Source organism: Oceanobacillus sp. FSL K6-0118, assembly GCF_038006665.1.
GTDB classification, from domain to species: Bacteria; Bacillota; Bacilli; order Bacillales; family Amphibacillaceae; genus Oceanobacillus; species Oceanobacillus caeni.
In genome coordinates, this window is sequence record NZ_JBBOVR010000001.1 from 2,923,546 (window position 1) to 2,948,569 (window position 25,024).

Below are 25,024 nucleotides of genomic sequence, written 5' to 3' on the forward strand. Positions count from 1 at the left end.
ACGGGCTTCGTTTTCTTTTCTTTCTTTTTATATTTCATATACCTTATCGTAAAATTGCATGTAAAAAAATTCATTAAAACACGCATCAAAGTGATCAAAAAGTTCCCTATCCTTAATCAGCAGTTGACGAATAACCATTTGAAATTCTTCTTTAATCGTTACATTATAGTAGGGTAAACTTTTTAGAATATCTGCTATAGCAGAGGTAGGAACGGAAATATTGTTTTGTCTAAGATAAGCAACAAACGATGTAATCAATTTTTCTAACATACTTTCCCCTCATTTCCGTGCTTCAGAAGAATTCGCTCAATCATTTCTCCAAACTTCCCTTTTCTTGCTTTCCGATACAAAGAGAAAATAGGAAAAAATTTATTCTGATAATATTTGTCTAAAAAAGGTTCTAAAATCGGTATAAGTTTTCTATTATTCAACGTTTCTTCTACCACTTTTTGATACACCTTTCCATTATCATCCTTTAAATGGTTGTGTAGATACTCTGCTTTTAAATCTTTTTCAACAACTGGATTCCCTAAAGTAACTACGAAATCATTCCACATTTGACGTAAAAATTCGTTCTTTTCTTCCTAAAAAAAATCCAATTCTTTTTCCCTTTTTCAGTGATTTGTCTATTTTTCAATAGTGCCTATATACGATTTATTTCTTCCCAAAATTTTCAACAACCCTTTATGGAACAGTTTAATAGTAGTTTGTAACAAGACATAGTGAATTAACACATTCATTACTGGAGATGGTAAACTTTGTGAAATCATTACTTCCCTAACAATTTTCAAATCTTGTTCAGATGCCTTATTTCTCTTTGACAAATCACCTAACAGTTTTTTAGGTGTAATTGTTTCCAATAACCGTATAGTCTTTATCCACCTATTACAGTAAGTGGATTTTTTGTATATAACTTGCTGATTGTGGTAAATTATCCGTAACAGTTCCTTAAAGAAAGGCAGGTGATGCCCTATGACAACTAACAGAAAACCCAATAGATTGATCGCTGAAAAATCGCCGTATCTATTACAACACGCTTATAACCCCGTTGATTGGTATGCGTGGAAAGAAGAAGCATTCGATAAAGCGAAACAAGAAGGTAAACCCATCTTTTTATCTATTGGGTATAGCTAGTTGGTAATCTAACGCACATGTCATTGGTGCCACGTGATGGCCCATGAATCATTTGAAGATGAAGAAGTAGCAAAAATACTAAACGAAAAATACGTATCCATTAAAGTGGACCGTGAAGAGCGCCCTGATGTCGATTCCATCTATATGAAAGTTTGCCAAATGATGACAGGACACGGTGGTTGGCCATTAACTATTTTTATGACCCCAGATAAAGTCCCTTTTTATGCTGGGACATATTTTCCAAAAACAAGTAAATACGGTCGACCAGGATTAATCGAGGCTTTGACACAATTACATCGGAAATACGTGGAAGACCCGAATCATATTGCAAGTGTTACTCAAAGTGTTACCAATGCATTAACCCGCTCCATCACTCCTAAAAGTGATCGTCGGCTTACAAAAGAAACATTAGATAAAGCATATAAACAACTTGCCAAAGGTTATGATTTTACGTATGGAGGATTTGGGGAGGCACCAAAGTTTCCGATGCCTCAAAATCTTCTTTTTCTATTACGTCATTACTATTTCACTGGAAATACTGCTGCCCTTAAGATGGTGGAAAAAACCTTAAAGGATATGGCTGCGGGAGGAATATGGGATCATATTGGATATGGGTTTGCCCGATACTCGACAGATGAAGAATGGCTCGTTCCACATTTTGAGAAAATGCTTTATGATAATGCATTGTTATTAATGGTTTTCACTGAATGTTACCAAATAACGAAGAACCCATTCTACCGACAAATCTCAGAACAAATTATTACTTTTATTAAGCGAGAAATGACGAGTAATGAAGGTGCTTTTTATTCAGCAATTGATGCGGATTCGGAAGGTGTCGAAGGTAAATATTATGTCTGGGATTATGAAGAGATTTTTGATATTCTGGGTCATGATTTAGGTGGGCTTTATGTAGATGTGTATGATTTAACACCAGAAGGGAATTTTGAAGGAAAAAATATCCCGAATCTCATTGATCAAGATTTGGAATACGTTGCAAGGGAAATTAACTTACCATTAGATGCTTTATTGAAGCAATTGGAAAAAGCTAGAACAAAACTATTGGAAAAACGGGAGCAACGTGTCTATCCACATGTTGATGATAAGATTCTGACTGCATGGAATGGTTTGATGATTGCTGCATTAGCAAAAGCCAGTCGGGTTTTTTCCAATCAAGAATATAAGAAAATGGCAGAAAATGCGATGGAATTTGTTGAGGAAAATCTATTTGTTAAGAATCGCTTAATGGCAAGGTATAGAGAAGGCGAAGCAAAATATAATGCGTATATCGATGATTATGCCTTTCTTTTATGGGCATATATCGAGCTATATGAAACAACCTTTTCTAAAAAACATTTAAAACATGCACATTTTCTTTCGGAACAAATGCTAGAATTATTTTGGGATGAAGAACATGGCGGCTTTTATTTTAGCGGAAAAGATAGTGAGCAACTAATTGCAAAAGATAAGGAAATTTACGATGGTGCGATTCCATCGGGAAATAGTGTTGCAGCAGTAATGCTTACACGACTAGGTTATTTATCTGGGAACACTTCATATCTTGATAAAGTAGAGGAAATGTATTTTACCTTTTTCAATGATGTAAATAGAATGGCTTCCGCAAGTCCTTTCTTTCTCCAAAGCCTACAACTGATGGAATACAAAACAAAAGAAGTTGTCATACTAGGTAAAAAGGACAACGATAAAGGAATTCATTTACTAAAAGAAGTTCAAACAGAATTTTTACCAAATGTTGTCTTCCTTTTCGGTGAAGCACCTGAGAATTTTTCGGAAGTTGCACCATTTGCTACAGCGTACAAGCAAATAGATGATGAAACAACCGTTTATATTTGCGAGAACTTCGCTTGTAGACAACCAACTACCAATATAGAAAATGCGTTAAAAGCAATTAAGAAAAAGTAACGTTTTCAATAGCGTTACTTTTTTACATAAAAGCGAAATCCAATCGCCAAAAAGATAAATCGGCCCCCATATAAAAATCCCCGTTACACTCCTATTAGAAATGTAACGGGGATATATATTTTTTATCTATTGGCAAAAAATTCTTCTGCCTTTTCTAAAAACGTTTCTTGATCCGGTGTTAAATCGTATTCTTCTTCTATTGCTGAAACAGGACAAACCGCCTTGCAAGCACCACAGTCAATACAAATATCTGGATCTATGTAAAATTGGTCTGGACCTTCCTCTATACAATCAACAGGGCATACACTAACACATTCGCCAGCCTTTTCTCCCCTACAAGGATCTAATATAACAAATGCCATTTATGTCTACCTCCTTCATGTCAAAACTTATATTATACTAAATGATAATGCTTTCTAGATTAGATGTAAACTATTTGGCTTACGTCTTATACATTTATCATAAACTTAGATTTAGATGCAAAAAGTCCCCTATTATACTAAATAGAGGACTAGAGTAATACTATTTTTTAAATTTCGCTGCTAAGGCTTCAGCAAGTGCATTATTTTTAAATCCATCATCTTGATCTTTCATGTATTTATTAATATCTTTTTTAGACACTTTATGCTGCTTCTCTTGACTTCTTCGTTTATTAAATGTTGATACCTTTTCTCGATGACCACATTTACAAACGAATAATTGACCATCGCCTTCCCCACGAAGTTCCATTCGTTTATGACAGTTCGGGCATCTTGCATTGGTTTGTTTCGCAATATTTTTCTTATGGCCACAAGAACGATCTTGACAAACTAACATTCTTCCATGTTTATTTTTCACCTCAAGCATAAGCTTTCCGCATTTCGGACATTTCGTTCCTGTCATGTTATCATGCTTGAAAGTCTCGTCACTGCTTTTTATTTCTGTAACAATTTGTTTCGTATACCCTTTTATCTCAGAGATAAACTTCTCCTTTTTTAACTTACCTTCCGCAATGGCTTGAAGTTTTTGCTCCCACTCTGCGGTAAGTACTGGAGACCGTAAATCATCTGGTACAAGATCCAATAGCTGACGACCTTTCGATGTAATGAAAATATGTTTTCCTTTTAATTCCATATACATACTGTTAAAAAGTTTTTCAATAATATCTGCACGTGTTGCAACCGTTCCAATTCCACCAGCTTGATTGATTGTTTTTACTAAATCTTTTTCTTTCGTGTTCATGTATTTAGCTGGGTTTTCCATCGCTTGTAATAAGGCACCTTCTGTAAAACGCTCTGGAGGTTTTGTTTCCCCCTCTGTTTGTTTAAGAACGACAGTAGTAAAAACTTCTCCTTTTTGAATCACCGGTAATCTCTGATCATCCGAAAATTCTTCATCATCAAAACGATTGTCATACACTTCTTTCCAACCTTGCTTTTTAACTACTTTCCCTTTTGCAACAAATGTTTCTCCATTTATTTCTGCAAAAACAGTAGTCTGTTCATATTCATGTGGATCCGATAAAACAGCTAAGAAGCGTTTTACAACTAAATCATAAATTTTTCTTTCTTTGTCATTAAGATCTTCTAATACCACTTGCTCTTCTGTTGGAATAAATAGGAATAGGTAACTTTCTACTTCGGCATTATCCGTTAAGTGTACTCATTTTCCCCTCCTCCACACCGTACGTGAAAGTTTCCTCTCATACGGCGTTCCATCAAGTAGTTACAAGATTGATTGGTTCAAGATTACATTGAGTTCGAAGTTTATTTAGCTTGTTAAGAGCTTTTTTATCTTCAATGAGATTGCTGTACTTTTCTATTGTTTCGGGTTTAGTAGCATGAATAAGTTTATGGACATCTTTATGAACAATTCTAAGATTTTGGTAGCCATCTGTTCCCCCAAGTTCTCTTGGTATGACGTGATGACAATGTAGCGTGTCTATAGCAAGATCTATTTTTGTTACTTCACATTTCATTTTGTCATGGAAGCTCTTGAAATTCTATTGTCGTTGTATTCAGCCGTTTCATATGGATTATAATTTTTCATGAGTTGAATGATGTTATTATTAGTGCTGTTTTCCAATTTCTTAGAGGATTTGTTTCGCCCCTCTTGGGTGTAATCACATATGTCTTGGCTGAAATTCATAACTGGTTTGTGTTGAACATGGTCGATTGGATAGATGAAAACCTTGTGAATCTTCCACGTTTTCGCTTTAGAATTTCCATAGAACTTTTTATACAAAGGTGATAATTCGCTACGTTTAGGTGTTCCATAGTTCGCTACATTTCTTAGTTTGTGGAGCATAAACTTATCCAAAGAGAAAGCTAATTTAGAGAAGTCAATATTAGCATAGGTAGCACAGCTATAATACTCATGCCAACCTAAAATCATGCTATTCAGCTTAGTCACATGTGAGGATTCAGGTTGTTTAGCAATTAGCTCAACCTGACTTCGGATTTCATCGCTCATTCGTTTAATTGCTTTGTCTGAAATGTGAGATTGTGCTACATATCCTCCGAAGGTTTTTCCCTTTTTGACGGCTTTTATTTTGACTCCTAAGAAATCTGAGTAATTTTTACGCAGATTAATAATTTTTGATTTCTCTTCACTTATTTCTAACTTTAATCTGATATTCAACCACTCTTTTACAGCGGTCCCATTGGGATGAAATCCACCAATCAAGTTCATTAAGGACAATGTTTGATAGTAGAGGGGATAAAATGCCTCTCTGTGGAGTTCCTTTATTTGGTATTCCTTCTCCTTGTATGGGGGCTTTTAGCATCGCTTTGATTATGCTAATAGTTTCCTATCTCGAATACCTAATGCATACATTTGTTTAACCAACTTTGTATGATTTACATTATCGAAGAATCCTTTTATATCAATATCCACTGTATAGTACATTTTTCCGATATTGATTAAGGACATCATACGAGATATTGCATGTTTGGTACTCCTATTTGGTCGGAAACCATAGCTATGCGGATGAAATTTTGCCTCACATATTGGCTCAAGGACTTGTCGAATACTCTGTTGTACCAATCTGTCCACCATTGTCGGTATCCCTAATGGTCTTTTCTTACCATCTGCTTTTGGAATATAGACTCTTTTAACAGTATCAGGCTTGTAGTTACTTAGATTTGCTTGAACCATTTTAATATAAGAGTCCAAATCCTTGTCTTTAATGTCTTTAATTGTAATGTTGTCAACACCCGCTGTTTGACTTCCAGTGTTAGTTTTTATCATTCTAAATGCCAATCGAATATTATTTTCACTGGTGATGGTGTTCATCAGATTACGAAACGAAAAGTTGTTTTTCGATTTTTGATACAAGTCGTCAAAGACTTGTGTCATCTCATAGTAATCATTATACCTGTATTTGTTCGCCACTCTGTTGGGACAACTCCTTTCAAGGATGTTGCTTTCCCTGTCTTACCCGAAAAACAGAGTCATAGTTTGAATCAATCAACTTGTCCTTACTTGACTTGTGCCTATCCCTCTACAGCTTATTATCACTGCTTCATCGGTACTGTGGCACTACTTTCACCAAGATTAAGTAGCTTATTATATCATCTGGCTTTTCGTCTACAACTGTCCTCGACTATGAGTTTCTGTCATGACAGATACAGTTCTTGGCTTCCCACGTTCCAAAGATTCCCGTTAACGCAATACTTAGGTGCCTCCTTTGAGCCTGTTAGCTTAATACCGTCATCCGCTCGGTATAGAGTCTTTCATAACGCCAATTCTTACTCAACTCCGCTAACGTACCAAATTGGTACTACGTTATCATCACAGATACCGTAACCACCTATAGACTCGTACATTCAGAGGTTCGTCAGTGTATAAACACATTCTCACCATATATTACAACCACCCGACTACTCTAAGTGACAGTTCTTAATTCCTGTTCACTTTCGCCGACTTCACCCCGCTTTAAACAGTTCCACCATAGTCTGCTTCCCTGCTTAGGGGAGTATTAGTGTGAGGGTTTCAGCACAGCATGACGGCTTTCATTCCCCTCAAGGATTCTTCAGTTTTCTACTAAACCATCCCAACTGATATTTCTATCAGAATTTCAGGTTAACGTGTCGCACTAGCATGGTGATCAGATACCTTTGCATTATCTACTACAGATTTCGGAAGTTTAAAATCCTTTTGCAATAGTTTTCCTGCCATTTTGGCGTATTGATCCACTCCACAAGCTTTTAAGCGATCCTTCAAGGTTGGAACAATATCCGTTGAAATAACACGAGAATCTGTTCGTGGATATGTTAAAACTTTGTGTTGTTCATACAGTTTTTGCATGATGGATAACGTTTGTTTCCCTGAAAAGTTAAAGATACGGTTTGCATCTCGTTGTAATTCTGTTAAATCATATAATTGGGGTGCAAATTTTTTCTTAGAAGTTTGATTAATTTGAACCACTTTTGCGGACTGGCTTTTCAATTTTTCTAGTAGTCTGTCGGCTTTTTCTTTAGAAAACATGCGTTGATTCTTTTTATCATCTTGCCAAATAAATTTGAAACCTTTATTCGTTTTCGCTTCAATTCCATAAAATTTCCGAGGCTGGAATTCTTTAATCTCTTTCTCACGTTGGGCAACCATTTCTAATGTTGGTGTTTGAACTCGGCCACTAGAAAGCTGAGCATTAAATTTAGTTGTTAATGCTCTTGTAGCATTTAACCCTACATACCAATCCGCTTCTGACCGAGCTACAGCTGAAGCATATAAATTTTCGTATTGTTTACCTGGTTTTAAGTGTTTAAATCCATTTCGTATCGCCTTATCTGTTACTGATGAAATCCATAAGCGCTTCACTGGTTTATTGACACGTGCTTTTTCCAAAATCCAGCGTGCAACAAGTTCTCCTTCTCTCCCTGCATCTGTAGCAATAACAATTTCTGAAACATCTTTTCTATTTAATTGTGTTTTTACCGCATTGAATTGTTTACCAGTTTTTTTCATGACTACTAGCTTCAGATGATTCGGAAGCATTGGTAAGTCATCCAGTTTCCACGATTTATATTTATCATCATAGGCTTCCGGATCCGCTAATGTCACCAAATGTCCTAATGCCCACGTCACAATATATTTAGATCCTTCTATAAATCCGTTCCCTTTTTTATGACAATTTAATACTCTCGCTATATCTCGACCAACAGATGGTTTTTCTGCTAGTACAACTGTTTTACTCATAAATTTATTTTTCCTTTCTCCAAAAAACATTATATTTTACTTTATCACATTCATGAAAAACTTGCAGAACTTGTCTGACATCGAAAAATGTTATATTTGCCCAATTAATGAAGCACACCTGATCTTTTCCATCCATACAATATGTTAGTAATGTTGTAAAGGAATGAGTTATGAATGCTATATTATACAGGATTGTTCTTATTAGTTATAGCAGTAAGCATCGATGGGCTCGGTGTGGGAATAACTTATGGAATGCAAAAAATTAAAGTACCAATATGGGCTATACTCATCATTATGTTGTGTTCTGGTACTGTATTGTTGGCCTCCATGACAATCGGTAATTTTCTCGAAAAATTTATTTCCGTTGATATCGCACAATCGATTGGTGGAGTTATATTAATCTCTTTAGGATTGTTTTCTTTGATTAATATCATCCGGTCAAATTTAAACAAAGGGAAAAAAATGGAAGTGAATCATTCAAGTAGTAAATTGAAGGATATAACAACTGTATTTGCAACTCCTGATAAGGCCGATTTGGATAAATCCGGAAATATCTCTATTGGAGAAGCTCTCATACTTGGTTTTGCACTTGCTCTAGATGCTTTTGGCGCAGGGATTGGCGCATCTTTATTAGGTTATATTCCTTGGGTAACTGCCTTATTAATCGCAACGATGAGTGGAATTTTCTTATTTTCTGGTATGAAAATTGGGATATTTTTAGCTAAACATGAGAAGTTACAAAAACTTTCTTTTCTTGCTCCGGCTATATTGATTGGATTAGGTGTACTAAACCTAATTTAAGATAAACGTAAAGACAGGTTTCCTATTTCTTCCCGAATAAGAAACCTGTCTTATATTATAACGCCCTTACCGATCCACCATCCACAACTAAAGTTTGCCCAGTTATATACGTATTTGCTCCTGATCCTAAAAATATAATCGCTTTTGCAAATTCTTCCGGTTTTCCCAAACGCCCCATTGGAATTGTTTTTACTTCTTCTTCTATAACTTGATCAATGGACACACCTTGTTGTTCCGCAGTAAATTGATATAAATCGTTAATTCGATCCGTCTGAATGATCCCAGGGCCAACTGTATTAATTAGAATATTGTCCTCCGCAAGTTCGCGGGCTAATGTTTTCGAAAGTCCAACAACCCCTGGTCTCATCGTGTTGGATAGGACAAGATTATCTAAACTTTGAAACATTGATGAAGAAGCTATACTAACAATTGCTCCGCGTTTTTGTTTCTGCATATATGGAACTACCTTTCGAATTGTGCGAACAAAACTAAGTAAGTTCAATTCAAACGCATGGTACCACTCTTCATCTGTCATATCTAAAAATTTCCCAGCTGGTGGTCCCCCAGCATTATTGACTAACACATCGACTGTACCATTCCAAGATATGGCCTTTTCCACTAGGCGCTCAATATCATCTGCCTTTTTCATATCACAAACAATATAAGCCACGTGGTCATTTCCGGTTTCCCGTTTTATTTCTTCTACTGTTGACTTTAATTCATCTTTGCTTCGACTACTGATTAATACGTGTGCTCCCTCTTTTGCAAACTCAAGTGCTGAAGCTTTTCCCAAACCTTTACTTGCCGCAGTAACAATGACAGATTTTCCTTTTAACCCTAGATCCATTTCCTTCACCCCTTGTTTAAATTTATCCTATCCCCATTATAAACAAGCCTGTTCCAATACTCCTACTATTTGAATTCATTCTTCATTTCATTACATAATATTTAACAAAATCGTGATGGTTAAAATACTAGTAACGGTAGAAATAAACGTTATACTAGATACTAACTCAGGTTCCGTATCAAATTCAATCGCATACATCGTTGTCGTTGCTGCAGGAGGCATTGCAGAAATAATAATAAGGATTGCTCCAATCAATGGATTAATATCTAGGAAATAAACAAATCCAGCTGCAAATAAAGGTGCAACGATCATTTTTAATAGAACACTAGAAGTAATAACCTGCCAATCCAATTTAATTCCCATAATCGATCCTAGTTGCATTCCGAGTACGATCATCATAACAGGAATCGATGCGTCACCAACCATTGATAAAGTGGAATGAATGGAATCAGTTATTGGAATCTGGAAAAACTGAAAAATAAAAGCTAAAATCATCGCATAGGTTGTTGGCATTTTAAACACATTTATCAAAGCTCTTTTGATTCCACTTGAACTACGTGAAGCATAGTAAACCCCGAAGAAGTTATTTTGTAATCCTTGTACAACCATAATAAAAACCGCGTATGGTAGAGCCGTTTGCCCTAAACTAAATAAAACAACTGGTAACCCATAGTTCCCAGAATTCATGAAACCTGTAGATAAAATCGATGCACTCTCTACATTTTTGGACCATTTGAAAATTTTGGCAAGTATTTTATTAAGAAAAACCATAAGATAAAATAAAACAATCATATAAACAAAAATCATGACATAAGCACTGTTAAATTCTGCATCATATAAAGAAATAAAAACCAACGCGGGTGATAGAATATAGATGGTTACAGCAGAAACTGATTTAACGTCTAAAACCCGAAGCCTTTGTAAAATAAATCCGGATAAAAATACAAGCATAATTGGTAAAATAACATTAAAAAATAAGGACAATACTTTCATCTCCATCTTACTAGACTAATTCTTTTATAATGATAAACTAAATAATAGTTTATCATAATTACATGATTTTGATAGAAACAAAATCTTGTATCCCTCTTATCTTTAAAATTTGACATTAAAGTGAAATAAATGTATAGTTAATAAGTTGCACAAGAGTAACAACTAAGTGTTCTGGCATTCTACAATGTTTTTGAAGATGCTTATTCACACTGGCGCGTCTAAGGGGACGCAAGGACGTAAGAGCAGGTAGGGCTTACGTTGTTAAGTTAGAGAACATAAAATAAATTAGCAAAAGCCCCTGTTATATAGGCAGAAGGATAGCTTAGCTATAACGGTGTAGATAATGTACCGCGGTTAATTAATGAATCATGCTGAATTTTCCTAAAAGAATCGGAATTAAAAATAAAAAAACTTATGTGTTACTTTTAATCAAAGGGGGTACTCTTATAATAGGGTACCCCCTTTTCCAAATAGATTGAGATATACATACAGAAAGTAGGTTATAAATATGAATAGATTAAAACTTGGCACCGTACAAACCATGACGGTGTTACGCAAAATTGATACAGGTTATGTCTTAGAAAAAGATGGTGAACAAGCTCTATTGCATGTGAATGAAACAGACAAGGAACATGAAGAAGGGCAAGATATTGATGTTTTTCTTTATATGGATAAAAAAGGAAATATAACAGCAACAACTAGTTTTCCAAAAGTCCAAATGGATGAATACGGCTGGGTAGAGGTCGTTGAAAGTATTCCTCGGCTTGGTGTCTTTGTAGATATTGGTGTTACAAAAGACTTTTTAGTTTCTAGTGATGATTTACCATTGTATACGAAGGTATGGCCAAAACCAGGTGATAAATTATTTGTTACGTTAGGTGTTGATAAAAAAGGAAAATTATTAGCTATTCCAGCAACGGAAGGTATTCTGTACCGTGAATTTGAAACAGCTAAGGAAGATTTGTTAAATAAACAGGTGAGCGGGAGAGTTTATCATACGAGTAAAGAAGGTTCTGCTATCATTACCGAAGAATATTATCGGGGATTTATTCATCATACAGAACGAAAATCAGAACCCCGACTAGGTGAGTTGGTAACTGGTCGAGTGATTGAGGTAAAAGGAGATGGTACGTTAAATGTTTCCTTACGACCGTTTAAAAAACACGGAATGATTGAGGATGCAGAAACAATTCTTCAACATCTTGAAGAAAATGGTGGGATGATTCCTTTTGGAGATAAGAGTGATCCAGAGGATATTCGAGGGACTTTCCAAATTAGTAAAGCAGCATTTAAACGTGCACTTGGAAAGTTAATGAAAGAGGGAAAAGTGGAACAACGAGATGGAAAGTCGTATTTAATAAAATAAACTAAAAACGATAGTCCCTTCCGTTAAGGTTCTATCGTTTTTTTGTTTTACGCATTTTTCGTATTTGGTTGTTGATAAGCATCAATAACAGAAATAAGGATTAGGGTAACTGCAGCTGCGAACATACATGCAATTCCAATTCCACCTAATGGCGCGCCCATAACTTGAGCATGCGCTAAAGGAGATGCGAACAAACATAATAATCCGATTGCAGCAATAAGTATTCCAGGATAATATCCTATGTTCTTTTCTTTTGATGCTTTTACTAAAAATAAACTAATCACAAATGCGACAAATGCTAGGATACCACCAAATGTTAAAACTGATGCAACCATCCTCTTCACCCCACTATAAAATAATCCTATAACTTAGTCTACATTCGAACGCTTACAAAGTCAATTGTTTATCCTTTTTAGTCCATTTGAATGATCTTTCCTTGAATGTTAAAAGATCTAACATTTATAATAATAGATAATCCAATCTACATTTACATAAAGAAGACTTCCATCAGTGGGGTCTTACTACCCGTTTAGGTGGGATAAAATCAATCTTAAAAGGAGATAAATATGTCTTTTAAAGCGTTATTTTTAGATATTGATGGAACAATTTTAAGACCAGACCATTCGTATTCAGAAAAAACAAAAGATGCGATTCAACAACTAAAAAACAAAGGAATAGAAGTATTTCTTGCGACTGGTAGACCTATTCATGAAATTAAAGAACTAGCAACATCGTTGAATATCGATTCTTTTATCGGCTATAATGGGGCACTTGCCATTTATAATAATGAAACCGTTGTAGATGAAACAATGAGTGAAGAATTAGTAAAAAAAATGGTAGCTATATCCAAAGAGAAACAACATGAATTTGTTATGTATACGAATAAGAAGAGTTATTTTGCAAACGTGGATAGCCCTTCTTCCCGTTATTTTAGTGAAACCTTTCAAATGAAACACATCGAAAATTATACATCTGATGTGGCGGATCAAATACTAGGAATAACCATCATGAACGTCAAAGAAAATGAAAAGGCACTTTATCAATTTGATCCTAGTATTGTGCTTGCTGAAGTTAAAGTCAATAATTTAAATGATACCTACGATGTTCTTCGTACGAATGTTAATAAAGGAGAAGCTATTAAAAAGACATTAGAGCGATTAAATATTACTGCTGATGAAACCATTGCTTTTGGGGACGGAATGAATGATAAAGAAATGCTTCAATTTGTCGGAGAAGGATTTGCCATGGGAAATGCAAACCCGAATCTATTCCAATTTGCCAAGCATAAAACTACTTCCGTTACAGAAGACGGTATATTTAATGGTTTAAAAAAATTAGGTTTAGTACATTAATTCTTAAAAGAAAGCAAAGCCAAGGTGGAGGCTTTGCTTTCTTTTCTCTCTTCGCTAATGAAACGCTCTTATCTCAAATGTCTCATCATGTTCCCAAAGGTTTGCGATTTCTTCTTATGAAAGACGATTCTAAGATTTGTATCTAGAATGGTTACTCAACGATTTATGAGTGACCGTTCTTTCTATTTTCTACTCCAAACGGGCTCTCATTGGACTTATGAGTGACCTTTCTCTTTGTTCCCCACTTCAAACGGGCTCTCATCGGATTTATGAGTGACCTTTCTCTTTGTTCCCTACTTTAAACGGGCTCTCATCGGATTTATGAGTGACCTTTCTCTTTGTTTTCTACTCCAAACGGGCTCTCATCGGACTTATGAGTGACCCTTTCACTTAGATTTCTTACTAAATGGTCACTCATTCAATATCATGAATAAACTACTGCTAAACAATAGAAATAGCATACCACCCAGTGATTTGGTATGCTATCGCTTTTTGAAGATTTTCCCATATCAACGAACTTCCACCATACGTTATTCCGCTTTAAACGGTTTTTCTTGAGTTACACCAACTTCGTGTAATCCCATAAAGTCAGCTCCAATCGAATAGTTCACGACACGTTTGTTAATTGGTACCAGTTTAGAGCGGTAAAGCGTTGGGAATACAGGAATTTCATCTACCATTAGTTGTTGCCACTCACTGTACACTTTTTTGCGATATTCCGGATCAAATGCTTTTTCCGATGTACCTTCTTCCAAAAGACGGTCATTTTCTTCACTAGCGTATCGCGAGAAGTTAAAAATTGCCTGGCGTCCATATAAACTAGATGGGTCTACATCTGTTGCAACACTCCAAGCACCTTGGTACATATCAACTTCTGGGGCATCGTCTCCGTTTTGTCCAATTTTGTCATAAAAGCTATTAAGCTCAATTAAACGACCATCTAATAGTTGTACGTTTAATCCAACCTCTTTCCAAGCTTGAATATAGTAATTGGTTAGCGGTTCAGCAATATCTCCTCCACCAGACATAGAAGCGAAGTTGATGATTAATTCTTCTCCATCTGGATTTTCACGCATTCCATCATTGTTCGTATCCAAGTATCCGGCTTCATCTAAAATTTGCTTAGCCTTTTCTGGATCATAGGTTGGAGCCTCAATCGATGAGTCATGATAATCAGGATGAGAAGGCGGAATTAGCGTATTAGCATTCCATCTAAGTCCATTATAAAACTGTTTAGCTACCGCTTCATTATCGACTGCATACCACATTGCACGACGTAAGTTTACATCTGCCATTTTTGCATCTGGATTTGGTTTTACTTCTTGCGCTTTCTTATCCCAAGTCCCTAACTTAAATCCGATGTAACTGTAAGACATATCAACAGTTCCTAAAAACTCTACATTCGTAAGTTCCGTTTCAACATCTGCATATTGATCAGTCGGGAAACTATCAACCGTGTCTACGTCCCCAGACTTCAGTGCCTGAACGATCGTTTGTGGATTGACTACTTTTACTGTCACCCCATCCAATTTAGGAGGTCCTTGCCAATAATCTTCATTAGCTGTCATACTTACAGATTCCCCTGGAACAACACTTTCCACTTTAAATGGGCCAAAGCCAATTGGATTTTTTCTAACTGCATCTGATGCCGACATATCAGCTACGGGGATATCTTTAAAAACATGTTTAGGTAATGCATATGGCCAAATACCACCAGCTAATAGAGATGGCGTACCCTCTATATATGTAATTTTCAATGTTTTTTCATCCACTACCTCTAGGCCTGAAATCGAATCCGCATCTCCATTATGGTATTCTTCCATACCTTCTATATTTCTAAAGGAGGAGTCATAGCGCGGTCCATCATAATCTGGATGTCCAATTACTTCGATTGCATACGCCCAATCCTCTGCCTTAACCGGCTCACCATCATGCCAATTGACATGATCACGAATGGTAAAAGTAAACGTACGATGATCCTCACTTACTTCAAATGTCGCTGCGCCATCTTGGGTATACTTATGGTTTTTATCAACCGAAAGCAGTGATTCATCGAACCATTTAATAATTTCATTATCAAATGATCCAGAATAAAAATTATAGTTTAACGTTCCCTCAAAAGTTGTATCTGTCACTAAACCATAATTCAACGTACCACCATCGATAGCTTCACCTTCTGTTGATGCGTTTTCAGAGAAGTCTTCTATAGAATATATGGCGTCCCCTGAACCATTACCACATGCAGCCAATACTAAAAACATAAAAAACATGAGGGCTAGAAGCCATTTACTAACGTGTGTCGTTCTCAACTAAATAACCTCCTTTTATGTTTTATCAGTCCTTTAATTACAAACGCTAAACTTTGGTGTAGATCTCAATAAGGAATTGCTACCCTCTCCTTTGTCTTGCATCTGTTGCACGCCGTAAAGCTTCACCAACGTTTCTAACCGCAAGCATTAATACTATGATCATCACTGCAGCAGGAAACCAAATCCACCATCGATGCTCTAGTGTTTGTGGATTAGTGGCATAACTTAAAAGTGTCCCAAGGCTAGGTGTACTTTCTGGAAATCCAAAGCCTAAAAAGGAAAGTCCGGATTCTAACCCAATATTGGACGCCAAGTTCAACGTCATCGTTACAATAATTAAGGAACTAATATTCGGCATCACTTCTCTAAATATAATTTTGAAATGGGATGTGCCTAATGTTTTGGATGCCTGTACATAATCCAATTCCTTTTCTTGCAAGGCCTTCGATCTAATTAGCCTGGCAATCCCCATCCAACTGAACGCGGTAAAAATTAAAGAAAAAGCGATAATTGTATAGTTTGGAACAATTGAAACAAATACGATTACTAGCATAATAAACGGTAATACTTGGAAGAAGTCTAATACACGCATTAGAATATTGTCAATATGACCACCAAAATATCCCGCAACCAAACCAAATACTACTCCGATGACACCACTTAAAAACGTTACAATGAATCCAATGGAGAGCGAATTGCGCGTTCCAATAATCAACTGTCCAAACACGTCCCTTCCCCCGTAATCCGTACCTAATATAAATTCTTTTGATGGAGGTTCGTGAATGGAAAACAAATCTATTTTTGCGACTTCATCCTGATTCATCACAAAAGAAATCCCATATACAAATACAACGATTACAATTAACAAAACGAAGGAGAGAAGGGCAAGTTTATCTCTTCTTAACTCGCTCCAAAATATTTTTAAACCGGTTTGGTTATTTTCTGTATTTTGTTGACTTTGTGTTTCCTTTTTTCCGAATTCCATATAATCACCCCATAGATCTAAGTTCCTACTTAATCCGTATACGCGGGTCAACAATACTTAGAATGATGTCGGAAAGCAATGCACCTAATATTGCCGCTGCACCAAATAAAAGTACAACAGCGTTTACCACACTAAAATCCCGTTGTAATACCGATTCAATAAATAACTGCCCCATACCGGGAAAGCTAAAAATTTGTTCTATAAAGATAGTTCCAGTTATCAACGTCGTAATTTCATAGCCAAAAAAAGCAGCAATTGGCAACAATGAATTTCTTAATATATGTCTGTTATAAACTCTAGATTCAGAAGCACCTTTTGCCCTTGCTGTAATGATAAAATCCTTTTGTTTCGTATCTACTATTTCACTTCGTAAATACTGAACGGTTGATACGGTTTGAATAAGAGCAATGGAAAGTGCCGGTAACAGAAGATGCTGGATTCTACTCAGAACATATTCCAAAGTTCCCGGTTTTAATTCAGGTGCAACACTGCCGCCAGTAGGAAACCATTCAAGATGATATCCAAAAATCGATAACATTACCAATGCAAATATAAATAATGGAGTAGCGAATCCGATATAAGTATATCCAGTAATAGAAGAATCAAGAATAGTATCGTTGTAGCGCCCACTTATCATACCTAGTGGAACGGCAATCATATACGTAAAAATCAATGTCGCAACAGATAACCAAAATGTATTCACGATTCGTTCCTCTATTAAATCTGTAACTGGTATTTTATAACGGAAGGATTGACCTAAGTCACCTTGAAATACTCCACCAACCCATTCTATGTATTTTTCATACCATGGCTTATTTAAACCTAATTTTTCCCTTTGCTCGTCAATAGTTGCTGGATCTATATTCGGATCAACAAGACCGGTAAGAGCATCACCTGGCATAGCTTGTGCAAGCAAAAAAATAAGTACACTCAGTAAAATTAATTGAGGAAAAGTAATTACTAACCTTCGTACAATAAATTTCCACATTTAAATCAACCTTTCTATTACAGAGTGTGTTCAAAAAGGAGGATGAAAAGGACCGAGGTCGGCTAAGTGCGCAACGTCCTGGGGCTCCGATTACTCGCCCCACCGTAAAGATTTGTTGCAACGCCGACACTAGCACGTCCTGTGCGTCGCAGTTCGAGGCGGCGAAGCTTTTAGGAACGGAACGTATGCAATTAATACGTGAGTATCCGAAAAGTGAGCCAACGAAGAAATGCGAAGTGTCATTTTCACCGGACTTTTTGAACATCCTCTTGTAGAGCAACCAGATGGGTTTCGGAAATAGGCTTCAAACTGTACGCTAATCCCTCACTATCAAAATAATCATGGTATCGTTGATCAAATTCTTGCTGTACCTTTTTTCGAATTCGGAATTGTTTATCTCGGTTACTAGGATTCATATCAGGTATAGCGGATAATAATCTTTTCGTATAAATGTGTTGCGGATGATTAAATATTTCTTCTTTTGTTCCTTGTTCCACATACCTGCCTTTATACATAATGGAAATTTCGTCACAAAAATGCTTTACAATTCCTAAATCATGACTAATAAAAAGATAAGTTAGTCCCAATTCCTTTTGAATATCTTGCATAAAATTTAAAACCTGAGCTTGAACGGACACGTCAAGTGCGGAAACAGGTTCATCAGCAATAATTAATTTTGGCTTTAACGCGATTGCCCTGGCTATACCAATTCTTTGTCGTTGACCACCTGAAAATTGATGGGGATATTTCATCATACTTTCTTTTGATAAACCTACTAATTCTAACAACTCTTCTATCCGCTTTATTTCTTCCTTTTTCGTTAACCTTTCAAAATTTCTTAATGGTTCAGCGATAATATCCAAGATTCTTTTTCTCGGATTTAAAGATGAATAGGGATCTTGGAAAATCATCTGTAAGTTCTTTCGTATTTCTTTTCCATTCTTGCTCGTAATATCTACTCCATTGAAGTACACTTTACCTGAAGTTATCTTCTCCAAGCCAATAATTCCTCTACCTATTGTAGATTTACCTGAACCAGACTCTCCAACCAACCCATACGTTTTTCCTTGCTCTATTTGAAAAGAGACTCCGTCAACTGCCTTAATATGATCTACCGTTCGATTTAATAATCCAGCCTTTATCGGAAAATAAATCTTTAAATCCTTTACCTCTAGTATCGCCATGTCTTATGCCTCCTTGGATTCATCTTCTTGTAAGGAAAAATTCTTATAGCAAGTACAGCGTACATAGTGGCCAGGTTCTACTTCATGCAAAATCGGATTTTCTTCATGATCGCTAGCATCCATCCAAGGTATTCGGTGGGCGAATCGACAACCTTCTCTTGGCAGATGTTTTAACGATGGTACAATTCCATGTATAACATGCAATTTATCTTGACCATCCGCAGGTACCGAATGAAGTAAGGATCTCGTATATGGGTGTAATGGCTTCTTAAACAGGGTGTATACATTCGCTATTTCTACAATTTGCCCTGCATACACAACAGCAACCCTATCTGCCATTTCAGCAACAACACCTAAGTCATGGGTTATCAAAATAACTCCCGATTCGATTGTCGCTTTTAATTCCCGAATCAAATCAAGAATTTGTGCTTGTATCGTTACATCAAGGGCTGTTGTCGGTTCATCCGCAATCAATAATTTCGGTTGATTGGCAATAGCAATTGCAATCATAACACGCTGCCTCATGCCGCCCGATAATTCATGTGGAAACTGACTAAAAACATATTCAGGGCGGGGAATCCCGACCATCTTTAGAAGCTCAATTACTCGATCTTTACGTTCTCTTCTGGTCATGGTTGGTCTATGCAAAATGAAAGTTTCACTAATTTGTGCACCTATTTCCATTAGGGGATTTAACGCAGTAAGGGGATCTTGGAAAATCATCGCCATTTCATTTCCGCGCAGTTTATTTAATTCTGACTTTGAAACGTTTACAATATCTTTCCCATTAAAAAATATATTTCCTTCCATTTTTGCTCGAGTATGTAAACCCATAACAGAAAATGCTAGAGCGCTTTTTCCTGAACCAGATTCTCCAACAATACCTAATATTTCATTTTTATTTACCGTCAATGTAACATCATCTACAGCTGCATAGTACCCATCATTTATATAAAAAGATGTTTTTAAGTTCTTAATTTCAAGTAATTTATTACTCATGGAATCCCTCCAGCATCTTTGATAAAGAAGACTTCCAACAGTGGGAGTTCTCCTTCATCCCCCGCCTAGCTTTGTTTCCCCTAAAGCTTGAGGTGGGAGTCTTACTACCCGTTTAGGTAGGATAAATTTTTAAAAGGTACTTAACCATTCCCACAATAGGTGTTAGGAAAACTTATCGATCTAAATCATTAACAGTATATGTAAATATTTTTGATTAAGCAATCAGGATAGGGTTCTTATTGTTCCACATTTTACCTAAAATAAAACATGAAGAGCGCAAAAAAGAGCCTACTACCCTTTAAAAAGGATAACAAGCCCTTTATCTCTTTCATAATGCAATGGAGGTCTTCTTGGTTTCCATTGGGTGTGATTGATTTGCAAGTTCTTGAATCTTGGCCATCTTACCGATATCCAAATTCCCGCCACTTATAATTACTCCACAATGCCTGGAATGTATCTTATCATTATGGGCAAACAAAGCGGCTAATGCAGCTGCTCCAGCACCTTCCATTAATGTCTTGTTTCGTTCAAGCATATAGACTATTGCCGATGCTATTTCTTCATCCGTTACGGTTACGACATCATCTACATAATTTCTAATAATCGGCAGTGTTAATTCACCAGGTTCTTTAACAGCTATCCCGTCAGCAATGGTTGATACTGTATTTAACTTTTTCACCGAATTACTGTGATAACTTTGAAAAATAGCAGGTGCACCGCTCGCTTGTACACCGATCACCTTAATATTTCGATTCACGTGTTTTGCGGCAACGGCAACGCCACTTATTAAACCCCCTCCGCCAATTGGCACGAGAATGGTATCTATTCGATCCTCTTGACGAAGCATTTCCATAACCATCGTTCCTTGACCAGTCATGACATCATAATCGTCAAACGGATGAACATAAGTAGCTCCAAGTTCCTTTTGATGCTCAACAGAAGCCTTATATGCTTCTTGAAAACTCTCTCCAGTAAGTACGACATCAGCCCCATAATTTCTAGTAGCATTTACTTTTGCTAATGGAGTTCCCTCAGGCATAAATATAGTTGCTTTTGCTCCTAATTTTCTAGCGGCAAGAGCTACACCCTGTGCATGATTTCCTGCTGAAGCAGTGATAACTCCCTTTCTTAACTGGGATTTTTTCAATTGCATAAGCTTATAACTTGCTCCACGGAACTTAAATGCACCAGTTTTTTGTTGGTTTTCCATTTTAAAATAAACATGCTTTCCTAATAAATTATCTGTTGTTGCTGATGTTAATAGTGGTGTACGGTGAACAATATGCCCCAAACGCTTCCAGGCGTTGTGGACTAACTCACCTTTTAGGCAATCCCCAATTAAGTCACACTCCTTAGTTTTTAGATGAATTATATTTCATAAAGTATGGTCTAACGTTCTTTTAAAACCTATGCTTGTGTTGCTTCTTCGTATGCTTTAATTTTATCTTCATTCAATAAAGTTAAAGCAATGTCATCCCATCCATTGATCAATTTTTCTTTATGATAAGAAGGGATATCAAAATGTACGGCATTTCCTTCGTCATCCTGAATTTCTTGTTTTTCCAAATCAATCGATAGATAAAAAGCACCGTTTTCTGCTTCTTTCATCCATTCTGTAATTTGGCTCTCTTCCATTTTAATCAAAATTATGCCATTTTTCAAAGCATTGTTATAAAAAATATCCGCAAAGCTTGGTGCAATGATTACTTTAAACCCGAAATCAAGTAATGCCCAAGGTGCATGTTCACGAGAAGAACCACAACCAAAATTCTCACCCGCGAGTAAGACGGACGTTCCAGCAAATTGGGATTTATTTAGAGCGAAATCCTCTCTTTTATTCCCATTATCATCAAAACGCCAGTTATAAAATACAAATTGACCAAAACCTGTTCTTTCAATACGTTTTAAAAATTGTTTCGGGATAATTTGGTCTGTATCAACGTTTGTGCGATTTAAAGGAAAAACCAATCCTTTATGTTCTTTGATTGCTTCCATTGCTAACTACCCCCTAGCTCAATACTCCAGATTTGAATTTACGAACATCAACGAAATGTCCTTCTACTGCAGCAGCTGCTGCCATTTCAGGACTTACAAGATGTGTACGAGCACCATTACCTTGCCTTCCTTCGAAGTTTCGGTTAGAAGTTGATGCACAACGTCCTCCTGCTGGAACAATGTCATCGTTCATTCCTAAACACATACTACATCCTGAATCACGCCATTCAAAACCTGCATCAATAAAGATTTTATCAATACCTAGTTTTTCTGCTTCTAGTTTCACAGTAAATGATCCTGGAACAACGATTGCTTTAATACCATCTTTCACTTTTTTACCTTTAATAATTTCTGCAGCATTTTGCAAATCTCTTAATCTAGAGTTGGTACAAGAACCAATAAATACATGATCGATTTCAATAGAAGTGATTGGTTGATTTTCCTCTAATCCCATATACTCTAGTGCACGTTTGACATCTTCTTTATGTTCTTTTACACTCTCTAAACTTGGAGTAGTTCCACTAATTGGTACACACATACTTGGATTGGTTCCCCAAGAAACTTGTGGCTCTACTTCTTCTGCATTGATAACAACCGTTTTGTCGTAAACAGCATCTTCATCCGTTGCTAGAGCTAACCATTCTTCGGCTTTTTTATCGAAAGCTTCCCCTTTTGGAACATACTCTCTACCTCTCAAGTATTCTACCGTCTTTTCATCCGGACTAATTAGACCTGCTCTTGCTCCACCTTCAATAGACATATTACAAACAGTCATACGGCCTTCCATAGAAAGGTTACGAATCGCTTCACCTGTATATTCCATGACATATCCTGTACCAAATTTTACGCCAAATTTTGCAATAATAGCCAAGATTAAATCCTTCGCTGTTACGCCTGGACCTAGATCGCCTTTAACATGTACATTTAACGTTTTTGGTTTTTCTTGCATCAACGTTTGTGTGGCAAGAACGTGTTCTACTTCACTTGTTCCAATACCAAATGCAAGGGCTCCAAATGCTCCATGGGTGGATGTATGACTATCTCCACAAACGATTGTTTTACCTGGCTGTGTTAAACCAAGCTGTGGACCTATAACGTGAACAATCCCTTGGTCAGGATGAAACATATCTGCCAACTTAATACCAAAGTCTTCACAATTCTTACGTAGTGTTTCCATTTGCTTTCTAGAAATCTCGTCTTTTACAACATCTCTATTTTTTGTCGGTACATTGTGGTCCATTGTTGCAAAAGTTAAATCTGGTCTACGTACTTTTCTATTATTTAATCTTAACCCTTCAAAAGCCTGTGGCGATGTAACTTCATGTACTAGATGTTGGTCGATATATATTAAATCTGGTTTATCCTCTTCTTGATGAACAACGTGTTTTTCCCAGATCTTTTCAATGACTGTCTTTGGTTTACTCATAAATCTCGCCTCCATTCATACTTACCGTTTCTCTTGGCAGATAAAAATCTCCTCCATCTGCGTTAAGCGCAACTAAGGCCTTCCTTCGCCTAACCAAATAGAGAAGGCCATGTTTTCTTATTACTTTATACATTTTATTTTAAGTATTCTAATACAGCATTTGTCATCTCAATAGTTCCCACTTGATGACCATTTTTAATTGCCAAATCAGCTGTATGATATCCTTCTTCTAAACAAGCATTCACAGCACTTTCGATTTCTTTTGCTTCCTCATCTAATCCAAACGAATGTCTTAACATCAAAGCTGCGGAAAGAATTATCCCTAATGGGTTTGCTATTCCTTTTCCCGCAATATCCGGAGCCGATCCATGAACTGGTTCATATAATCCTACTCCATCTGTTCGAACACTTGCAGAAGGTAACATTCCTAATGATCCAGTAAGTACTGATGCTTCATCACTTAAGATATCTCCAAATAAATTTTCCGTTACAATAACATCAAATTGACTTGGACTTGTTATCAGTTTCATAGCGGCTGCATCTACTAATAAATGTTCTACTTGAACGTCAGGATATTCCTTTGCTTTTTCTTCCACTATTTCTCGCCATAGTCTACTGGATTCTAAAACGTTAGCTTTATCAACCGATGTAAGATGTTTATTACGAATTCTTGCACTCTCAAAGCCTTTTTCTACAATTCTCTCAATTTCTTCCCTCGTATAAAGAAGTGTATCTACTGCACTATTTCCGTTATCTCTACGTTCACGAGGTTCACCAAAATATAGTCCGCCGGTTAATTCACGGATAATTAAGATGTCACTACCTTCAATGATTTCCTGTTTTAGAGGGGATGCATGAAGTAATGCCTTAAATCCTAGGATTGGTCTTAAGTTAGCAAATAAACCGAGTGCTTTTCTTATTCCTAATAGACCTTTTTCAGGACGAATATTTGGTGAGACAGTATCCCATTTCGGACCACCAACAGCTCCCAATAGAATAGCGTCTGCATTTTGACATGCTTGAACTGTTTCTTCTGGAAGAGGAATACCGTGCTGATCAATAGCATCTCCACCGATTGCATGTTTTTCAAAAGTAAATTCATGATTATATTTTTTTGCTATTGCTTCTAATACTGCTTTTGCTGATTCCATGATTTCTCTCCCAATTCCATCCCCTGGAAGAAGTACAATTTGCTTTTTCATGACGTCCCCCTAAATCTACTAATCCACTCGTGCCTCCGTTTTATTAATCTAGCAACCGTCCAGAGACTAGCGAGGCTTTCTTTATGAGATAAGAAAGTATAAAACTTTGACGTATTTAATTTTCTTACAAGATTAGCCACGTCCAGCTCCAGCGCCCAGGGACTAGCGGACTTCCCTCACCTCCGTACGATAAAGAAGACTTGCCGATTGGTGAAACCAGAGGCTTAGTCGCACTTATACCCTTGTGGTGAAAGTCAACATCGGCTCACTCCGTTCGCCGCGTTTCCTTTATCTCCTGCGGCTCAGTCCAGTCCGTACGTCCCTAACCGGGCGCTTGCGCTTTTG

22 protein-coding genes and 3 pseudogenes are annotated in these 25,024 nt (G+C 36.6%); 4 read left to right on the forward strand and 21 right to left on the reverse strand.

Annotated features, from left to right (window positions below):
- Positions 1-27: 27 nt before the first annotated feature.
- The 3 genes from MHI02_RS14915 to MHI02_RS14925 all read right to left on the reverse strand — a co-directional run bounded on the left by MHI02_RS14915 (position 28) and on the right by MHI02_RS14925 (position 860).
- A complete protein-coding gene (locus tag MHI02_RS14915; RefSeq protein ID WP_047184799.1) occupies positions 28-270 on the reverse strand; it encodes a hypothetical protein in 243 nt (80 codons plus the stop codon).
- The gene (locus MHI02_RS14920) at positions 264-557 is read right to left on the reverse strand and encodes a hypothetical protein (protein ID WP_257455263.1); all 294 of its coding nucleotides are present in this window, start codon (positions 555-557) and stop codon (positions 264-266) included. The genes MHI02_RS14915 and MHI02_RS14920 overlap by 7 nt, the downstream gene beginning before the upstream one ends.
- A gap of 69 nt (positions 558-626) precedes the next feature.
- Positions 627-860, reverse strand: coding sequence for a hypothetical protein (locus tag MHI02_RS14925; RefSeq protein ID WP_047184801.1), 234 nt, complete (start codon positions 858-860; stop codon positions 627-629).
- A gap of 112 nt (positions 861-972) precedes the next feature.
- On the opposite strand from MHI02_RS14925, the pseudogene MHI02_RS14930 reads away from it, so the two are divergent.
- A pseudogene (locus tag MHI02_RS14930) lies at positions 973-3,054 on the forward strand (thioredoxin domain-containing protein).
- A gap of 122 nt (positions 3,055-3,176) precedes the next feature.
- Here MHI02_RS14930 and MHI02_RS14935 read toward each other — a convergent pair.
- From MHI02_RS14935 to MHI02_RS14950, 6 genes and pseudogenes are all read right to left on the reverse strand, one after another.
- Positions 3,177-3,416, reverse strand: coding sequence for an indolepyruvate ferredoxin oxidoreductase subunit alpha (locus MHI02_RS14935; RefSeq protein WP_060667583.1), 240 nt, complete (start codon positions 3,414-3,416; stop codon positions 3,177-3,179).
- Positions 3,417-3,576: 160 nt separating this feature from the next.
- Positions 3,577-4,647: pseudogene (locus MHI02_RS14940) on the reverse strand (DNA topoisomerase); the annotation flags it as partial.
- Between the two features lie 103 nt (positions 4,648-4,750).
- Positions 4,751-5,011: an HNH endonuclease signature motif containing protein gene (locus MHI02_RS18580; RefSeq protein ID WP_312030822.1), complete on the reverse strand. Its 261-nt coding sequence runs from the start codon at positions 5,009-5,011 to the stop codon at positions 4,751-4,753.
- On the reverse strand, positions 5,008-5,673 hold the full coding sequence (locus tag MHI02_RS18585; protein ID WP_338115002.1) for a hypothetical protein: 666 nt from the start codon (positions 5,671-5,673) through the stop codon (positions 5,008-5,010). The genes MHI02_RS18580 and MHI02_RS18585 overlap by 4 nt, the downstream gene beginning before the upstream one ends.
- A 153-nt stretch (positions 5,674-5,826) precedes the next feature.
- Entirely contained in the window at positions 5,827-6,426 is a 600-nt protein-coding gene (locus tag MHI02_RS18590) for a reverse transcriptase domain-containing protein (protein ID WP_445668984.1), read from the reverse strand.
- A gap of 705 nt (positions 6,427-7,131) precedes the next feature.
- Positions 7,132-8,232 (reverse strand): annotated as a pseudogene (locus tag MHI02_RS14950) (DNA topoisomerase); the annotation flags it as partial.
- A 174-nt stretch (positions 8,233-8,406) separates the two neighbouring features.
- Here MHI02_RS14950 and ytaF point away from each other — a divergent pair.
- Positions 8,407-9,033, forward strand: a complete 627-nt coding sequence (gene ytaF / locus MHI02_RS14955; protein WP_047184805.1) for a sporulation membrane protein YtaF — start codon at positions 8,407-8,409, stop codon at positions 9,031-9,033.
- Positions 9,034-9,088: 55 nt separating this feature from the next.
- Here ytaF and MHI02_RS14960 read toward each other — a convergent pair whose 3' ends face one another.
- Both MHI02_RS14960 and MHI02_RS14965 read right to left on the reverse strand, forming a co-directional pair.
- Positions 9,089-9,880, reverse strand: a complete 792-nt coding sequence (locus tag MHI02_RS14960) for an SDR family oxidoreductase (protein WP_047184806.1) — start codon at positions 9,878-9,880, stop codon at positions 9,089-9,091.
- A gap of 90 nt (positions 9,881-9,970) precedes the next feature.
- Positions 9,971-10,873, reverse strand: coding sequence for an AEC family transporter (locus MHI02_RS14965; RefSeq protein ID WP_240473191.1), 903 nt, complete (start codon positions 10,871-10,873; stop codon positions 9,971-9,973).
- A gap of 508 nt (positions 10,874-11,381) precedes the next feature.
- Here MHI02_RS14965 and MHI02_RS14970 point away from each other — a divergent pair.
- Entirely contained in the window at positions 11,382-12,239 is an 858-nt protein-coding gene (locus tag MHI02_RS14970) for a CvfB family protein (RefSeq protein WP_047184808.1), read from the forward strand.
- A 47-nt stretch (positions 12,240-12,286) separates the two neighbouring features.
- On the opposite strand, the gene MHI02_RS14975 is transcribed toward MHI02_RS14970, so the two are convergent.
- Positions 12,287-12,574: a hypothetical protein gene (locus tag MHI02_RS14975; RefSeq protein WP_047184809.1), complete on the reverse strand. Its 288-nt coding sequence runs from the start codon at positions 12,572-12,574 to the stop codon at positions 12,287-12,289.
- Between the two features lie 231 nt (positions 12,575-12,805).
- Between MHI02_RS14975 and MHI02_RS14980 the strand changes: the two genes are divergently transcribed.
- Positions 12,806-13,591 carry an HAD family hydrolase gene (locus MHI02_RS14980; protein ID WP_341166017.1) on the forward strand — a complete coding sequence of 262 codons (786 nt, stop codon included), beginning with the start codon at positions 12,806-12,808 and terminating at the stop codon, positions 13,589-13,591.
- 530 nt (positions 13,592-14,121) lie between these two features.
- Here MHI02_RS14980 and opp4A read toward each other — a convergent pair.
- The 9 genes from opp4A to leuB all read right to left on the reverse strand — a co-directional run bounded on the left by opp4A (position 14,122) and on the right by leuB (position 24,679).
- Entirely contained in the window at positions 14,122-15,900 is a 1,779-nt protein-coding gene (opp4A, locus tag MHI02_RS14985) for an oligopeptide ABC transporter substrate-binding protein (protein WP_225344035.1), read from the reverse strand.
- A 79-nt stretch (positions 15,901-15,979) separates the two neighbouring features.
- On the reverse strand, positions 15,980-16,885 hold the full coding sequence (locus tag MHI02_RS14990; RefSeq protein WP_341166018.1) for an ABC transporter permease: 906 nt from the start codon (positions 16,883-16,885) through the stop codon (positions 15,980-15,982).
- Between the two features lie 25 nt (positions 16,886-16,910).
- Positions 16,911-17,873 (reverse strand): oligopeptide ABC transporter permease, encoded by a 963-nt coding sequence (opp4B, locus tag MHI02_RS14995; protein ID WP_047184812.1) that lies wholly within the window; start codon positions 17,871-17,873, stop codon positions 16,911-16,913.
- Positions 17,874-18,118: 245 nt separating this feature from the next.
- Positions 18,119-19,057 carry an ABC transporter ATP-binding protein gene (locus MHI02_RS15000; protein ID WP_047184813.1) on the reverse strand — a complete coding sequence of 313 codons (939 nt, stop codon included), beginning with the start codon at positions 19,055-19,057 and terminating at the stop codon, positions 18,119-18,121.
- Between the two features lie 3 nt (positions 19,058-19,060).
- Positions 19,061-20,056, reverse strand: a complete 996-nt coding sequence (locus tag MHI02_RS15005; RefSeq protein WP_328150008.1) for an ABC transporter ATP-binding protein — start codon at positions 20,054-20,056, stop codon at positions 19,061-19,063.
- Between the two features lie 328 nt (positions 20,057-20,384).
- On the reverse strand, positions 20,385-21,347 hold the full coding sequence (gene ilvA / locus MHI02_RS15010; protein ID WP_341166019.1) for a threonine ammonia-lyase: 963 nt from the start codon (positions 21,345-21,347) through the stop codon (positions 20,385-20,387).
- 116 nt (positions 21,348-21,463) lie between these two features.
- On the reverse strand, positions 21,464-22,051 hold the full coding sequence (gene leuD, locus MHI02_RS15015; RefSeq protein ID WP_047184816.1) for a 3-isopropylmalate dehydratase small subunit: 588 nt from the start codon (positions 22,049-22,051) through the stop codon (positions 21,464-21,466).
- Positions 22,052-22,064: 13 nt separating this feature from the next.
- Positions 22,065-23,477: a 3-isopropylmalate dehydratase large subunit gene (leuC, locus tag MHI02_RS15020; RefSeq protein WP_047184817.1), complete on the reverse strand. Its 1,413-nt coding sequence runs from the start codon at positions 23,475-23,477 to the stop codon at positions 22,065-22,067.
- Between the two features lie 134 nt (positions 23,478-23,611).
- Positions 23,612-24,679 (reverse strand): 3-isopropylmalate dehydrogenase, encoded by a 1,068-nt coding sequence (leuB, locus tag MHI02_RS15025; RefSeq protein WP_060667589.1) that lies wholly within the window; start codon positions 24,677-24,679, stop codon positions 23,612-23,614.
- Positions 24,680-25,024: the final 345 nt, after the last annotated feature.

What these genes read in the sequence shown, in the direction of transcription:
- MHI02_RS14990 (WP_341166018.1), bottom strand. Translation starts at nt 16,885, where the DNA reads ATGGAATTCGGAAAAAAGGAAACACAAAGTCAACAAAATACAGAAAAT.
- MHI02_RS14935 (WP_060667583.1), bottom strand. Translation starts at nt 3,416, where the DNA reads ATGGCATTTGTTATATTAGATCCTTGTAGGGGAGAAAAGGCTGGCGAA.
- MHI02_RS15005 (WP_328150008.1), bottom strand. Translation starts at nt 20,056, where the DNA reads ATGAGTAATAAATTACTTGAAATTAAGAACTTAAAAACATCTTTTTAT.
- MHI02_RS14965 (WP_240473191.1), bottom strand. Translation starts at nt 10,873, where the DNA reads ATGAAAGTATTGTCCTTATTTTTTAATGTTATTTTACCAATTATGCTT.
- MHI02_RS14975 (WP_047184809.1), bottom strand. Translation starts at nt 12,574, where the DNA reads ATGGTTGCATCAGTTTTAACATTTGGTGGTATCCTAGCATTTGTCGCA.
- MHI02_RS15000 (WP_047184813.1), bottom strand. Translation starts at nt 19,057, where the DNA reads ATGGCGATACTAGAGGTAAAGGATTTAAAGATTTATTTTCCGATAAAG.
- ytaF (WP_047184805.1), top strand. Translation starts at nt 8,407, where the DNA reads ATGCTATATTATACAGGATTGTTCTTATTAGTTATAGCAGTAAGCATC.
- MHI02_RS18580 (WP_312030822.1), bottom strand. Translation starts at nt 5,011, where the DNA reads ATGAAATGTGAAGTAACAAAAATAGATCTTGCTATAGACACGCTACAT.
- opp4B (WP_047184812.1), bottom strand. Translation starts at nt 17,873, where the DNA reads ATGTGGAAATTTATTGTACGAAGGTTAGTAATTACTTTTCCTCAATTA.
- MHI02_RS14970 (WP_047184808.1), top strand. Translation starts at nt 11,382, where the DNA reads ATGAATAGATTAAAACTTGGCACCGTACAAACCATGACGGTGTTACGC.
- MHI02_RS14960 (WP_047184806.1), bottom strand. Translation starts at nt 9,880, where the DNA reads ATGGATCTAGGGTTAAAAGGAAAATCTGTCATTGTTACTGCGGCAAGT.
- leuD (WP_047184816.1), bottom strand. Translation starts at nt 22,051, where the DNA reads ATGGAAGCAATCAAAGAACATAAAGGATTGGTTTTTCCTTTAAATCGC.
- leuB (WP_060667589.1), bottom strand. Translation starts at nt 24,679, where the DNA reads ATGAAAAAGCAAATTGTACTTCTTCCAGGGGATGGAATTGGGAGAGAA.
- MHI02_RS14915 (WP_047184799.1), bottom strand. Translation starts at nt 270, where the DNA reads ATGTTAGAAAAATTGATTACATCGTTTGTTGCTTATCTTAGACAAAAC.
- MHI02_RS14980 (WP_341166017.1), top strand. Translation starts at nt 12,806, where the DNA reads ATGTCTTTTAAAGCGTTATTTTTAGATATTGATGGAACAATTTTAAGA.
- MHI02_RS14920 (WP_257455263.1), bottom strand. Translation starts at nt 557, where the DNA reads ATGTGGAATGATTTCGTAGTTACTTTAGGGAATCCAGTTGTTGAAAAA.
- leuC (WP_047184817.1), bottom strand. Translation starts at nt 23,477, where the DNA reads ATGAGTAAACCAAAGACAGTCATTGAAAAGATCTGGGAAAAACACGTT.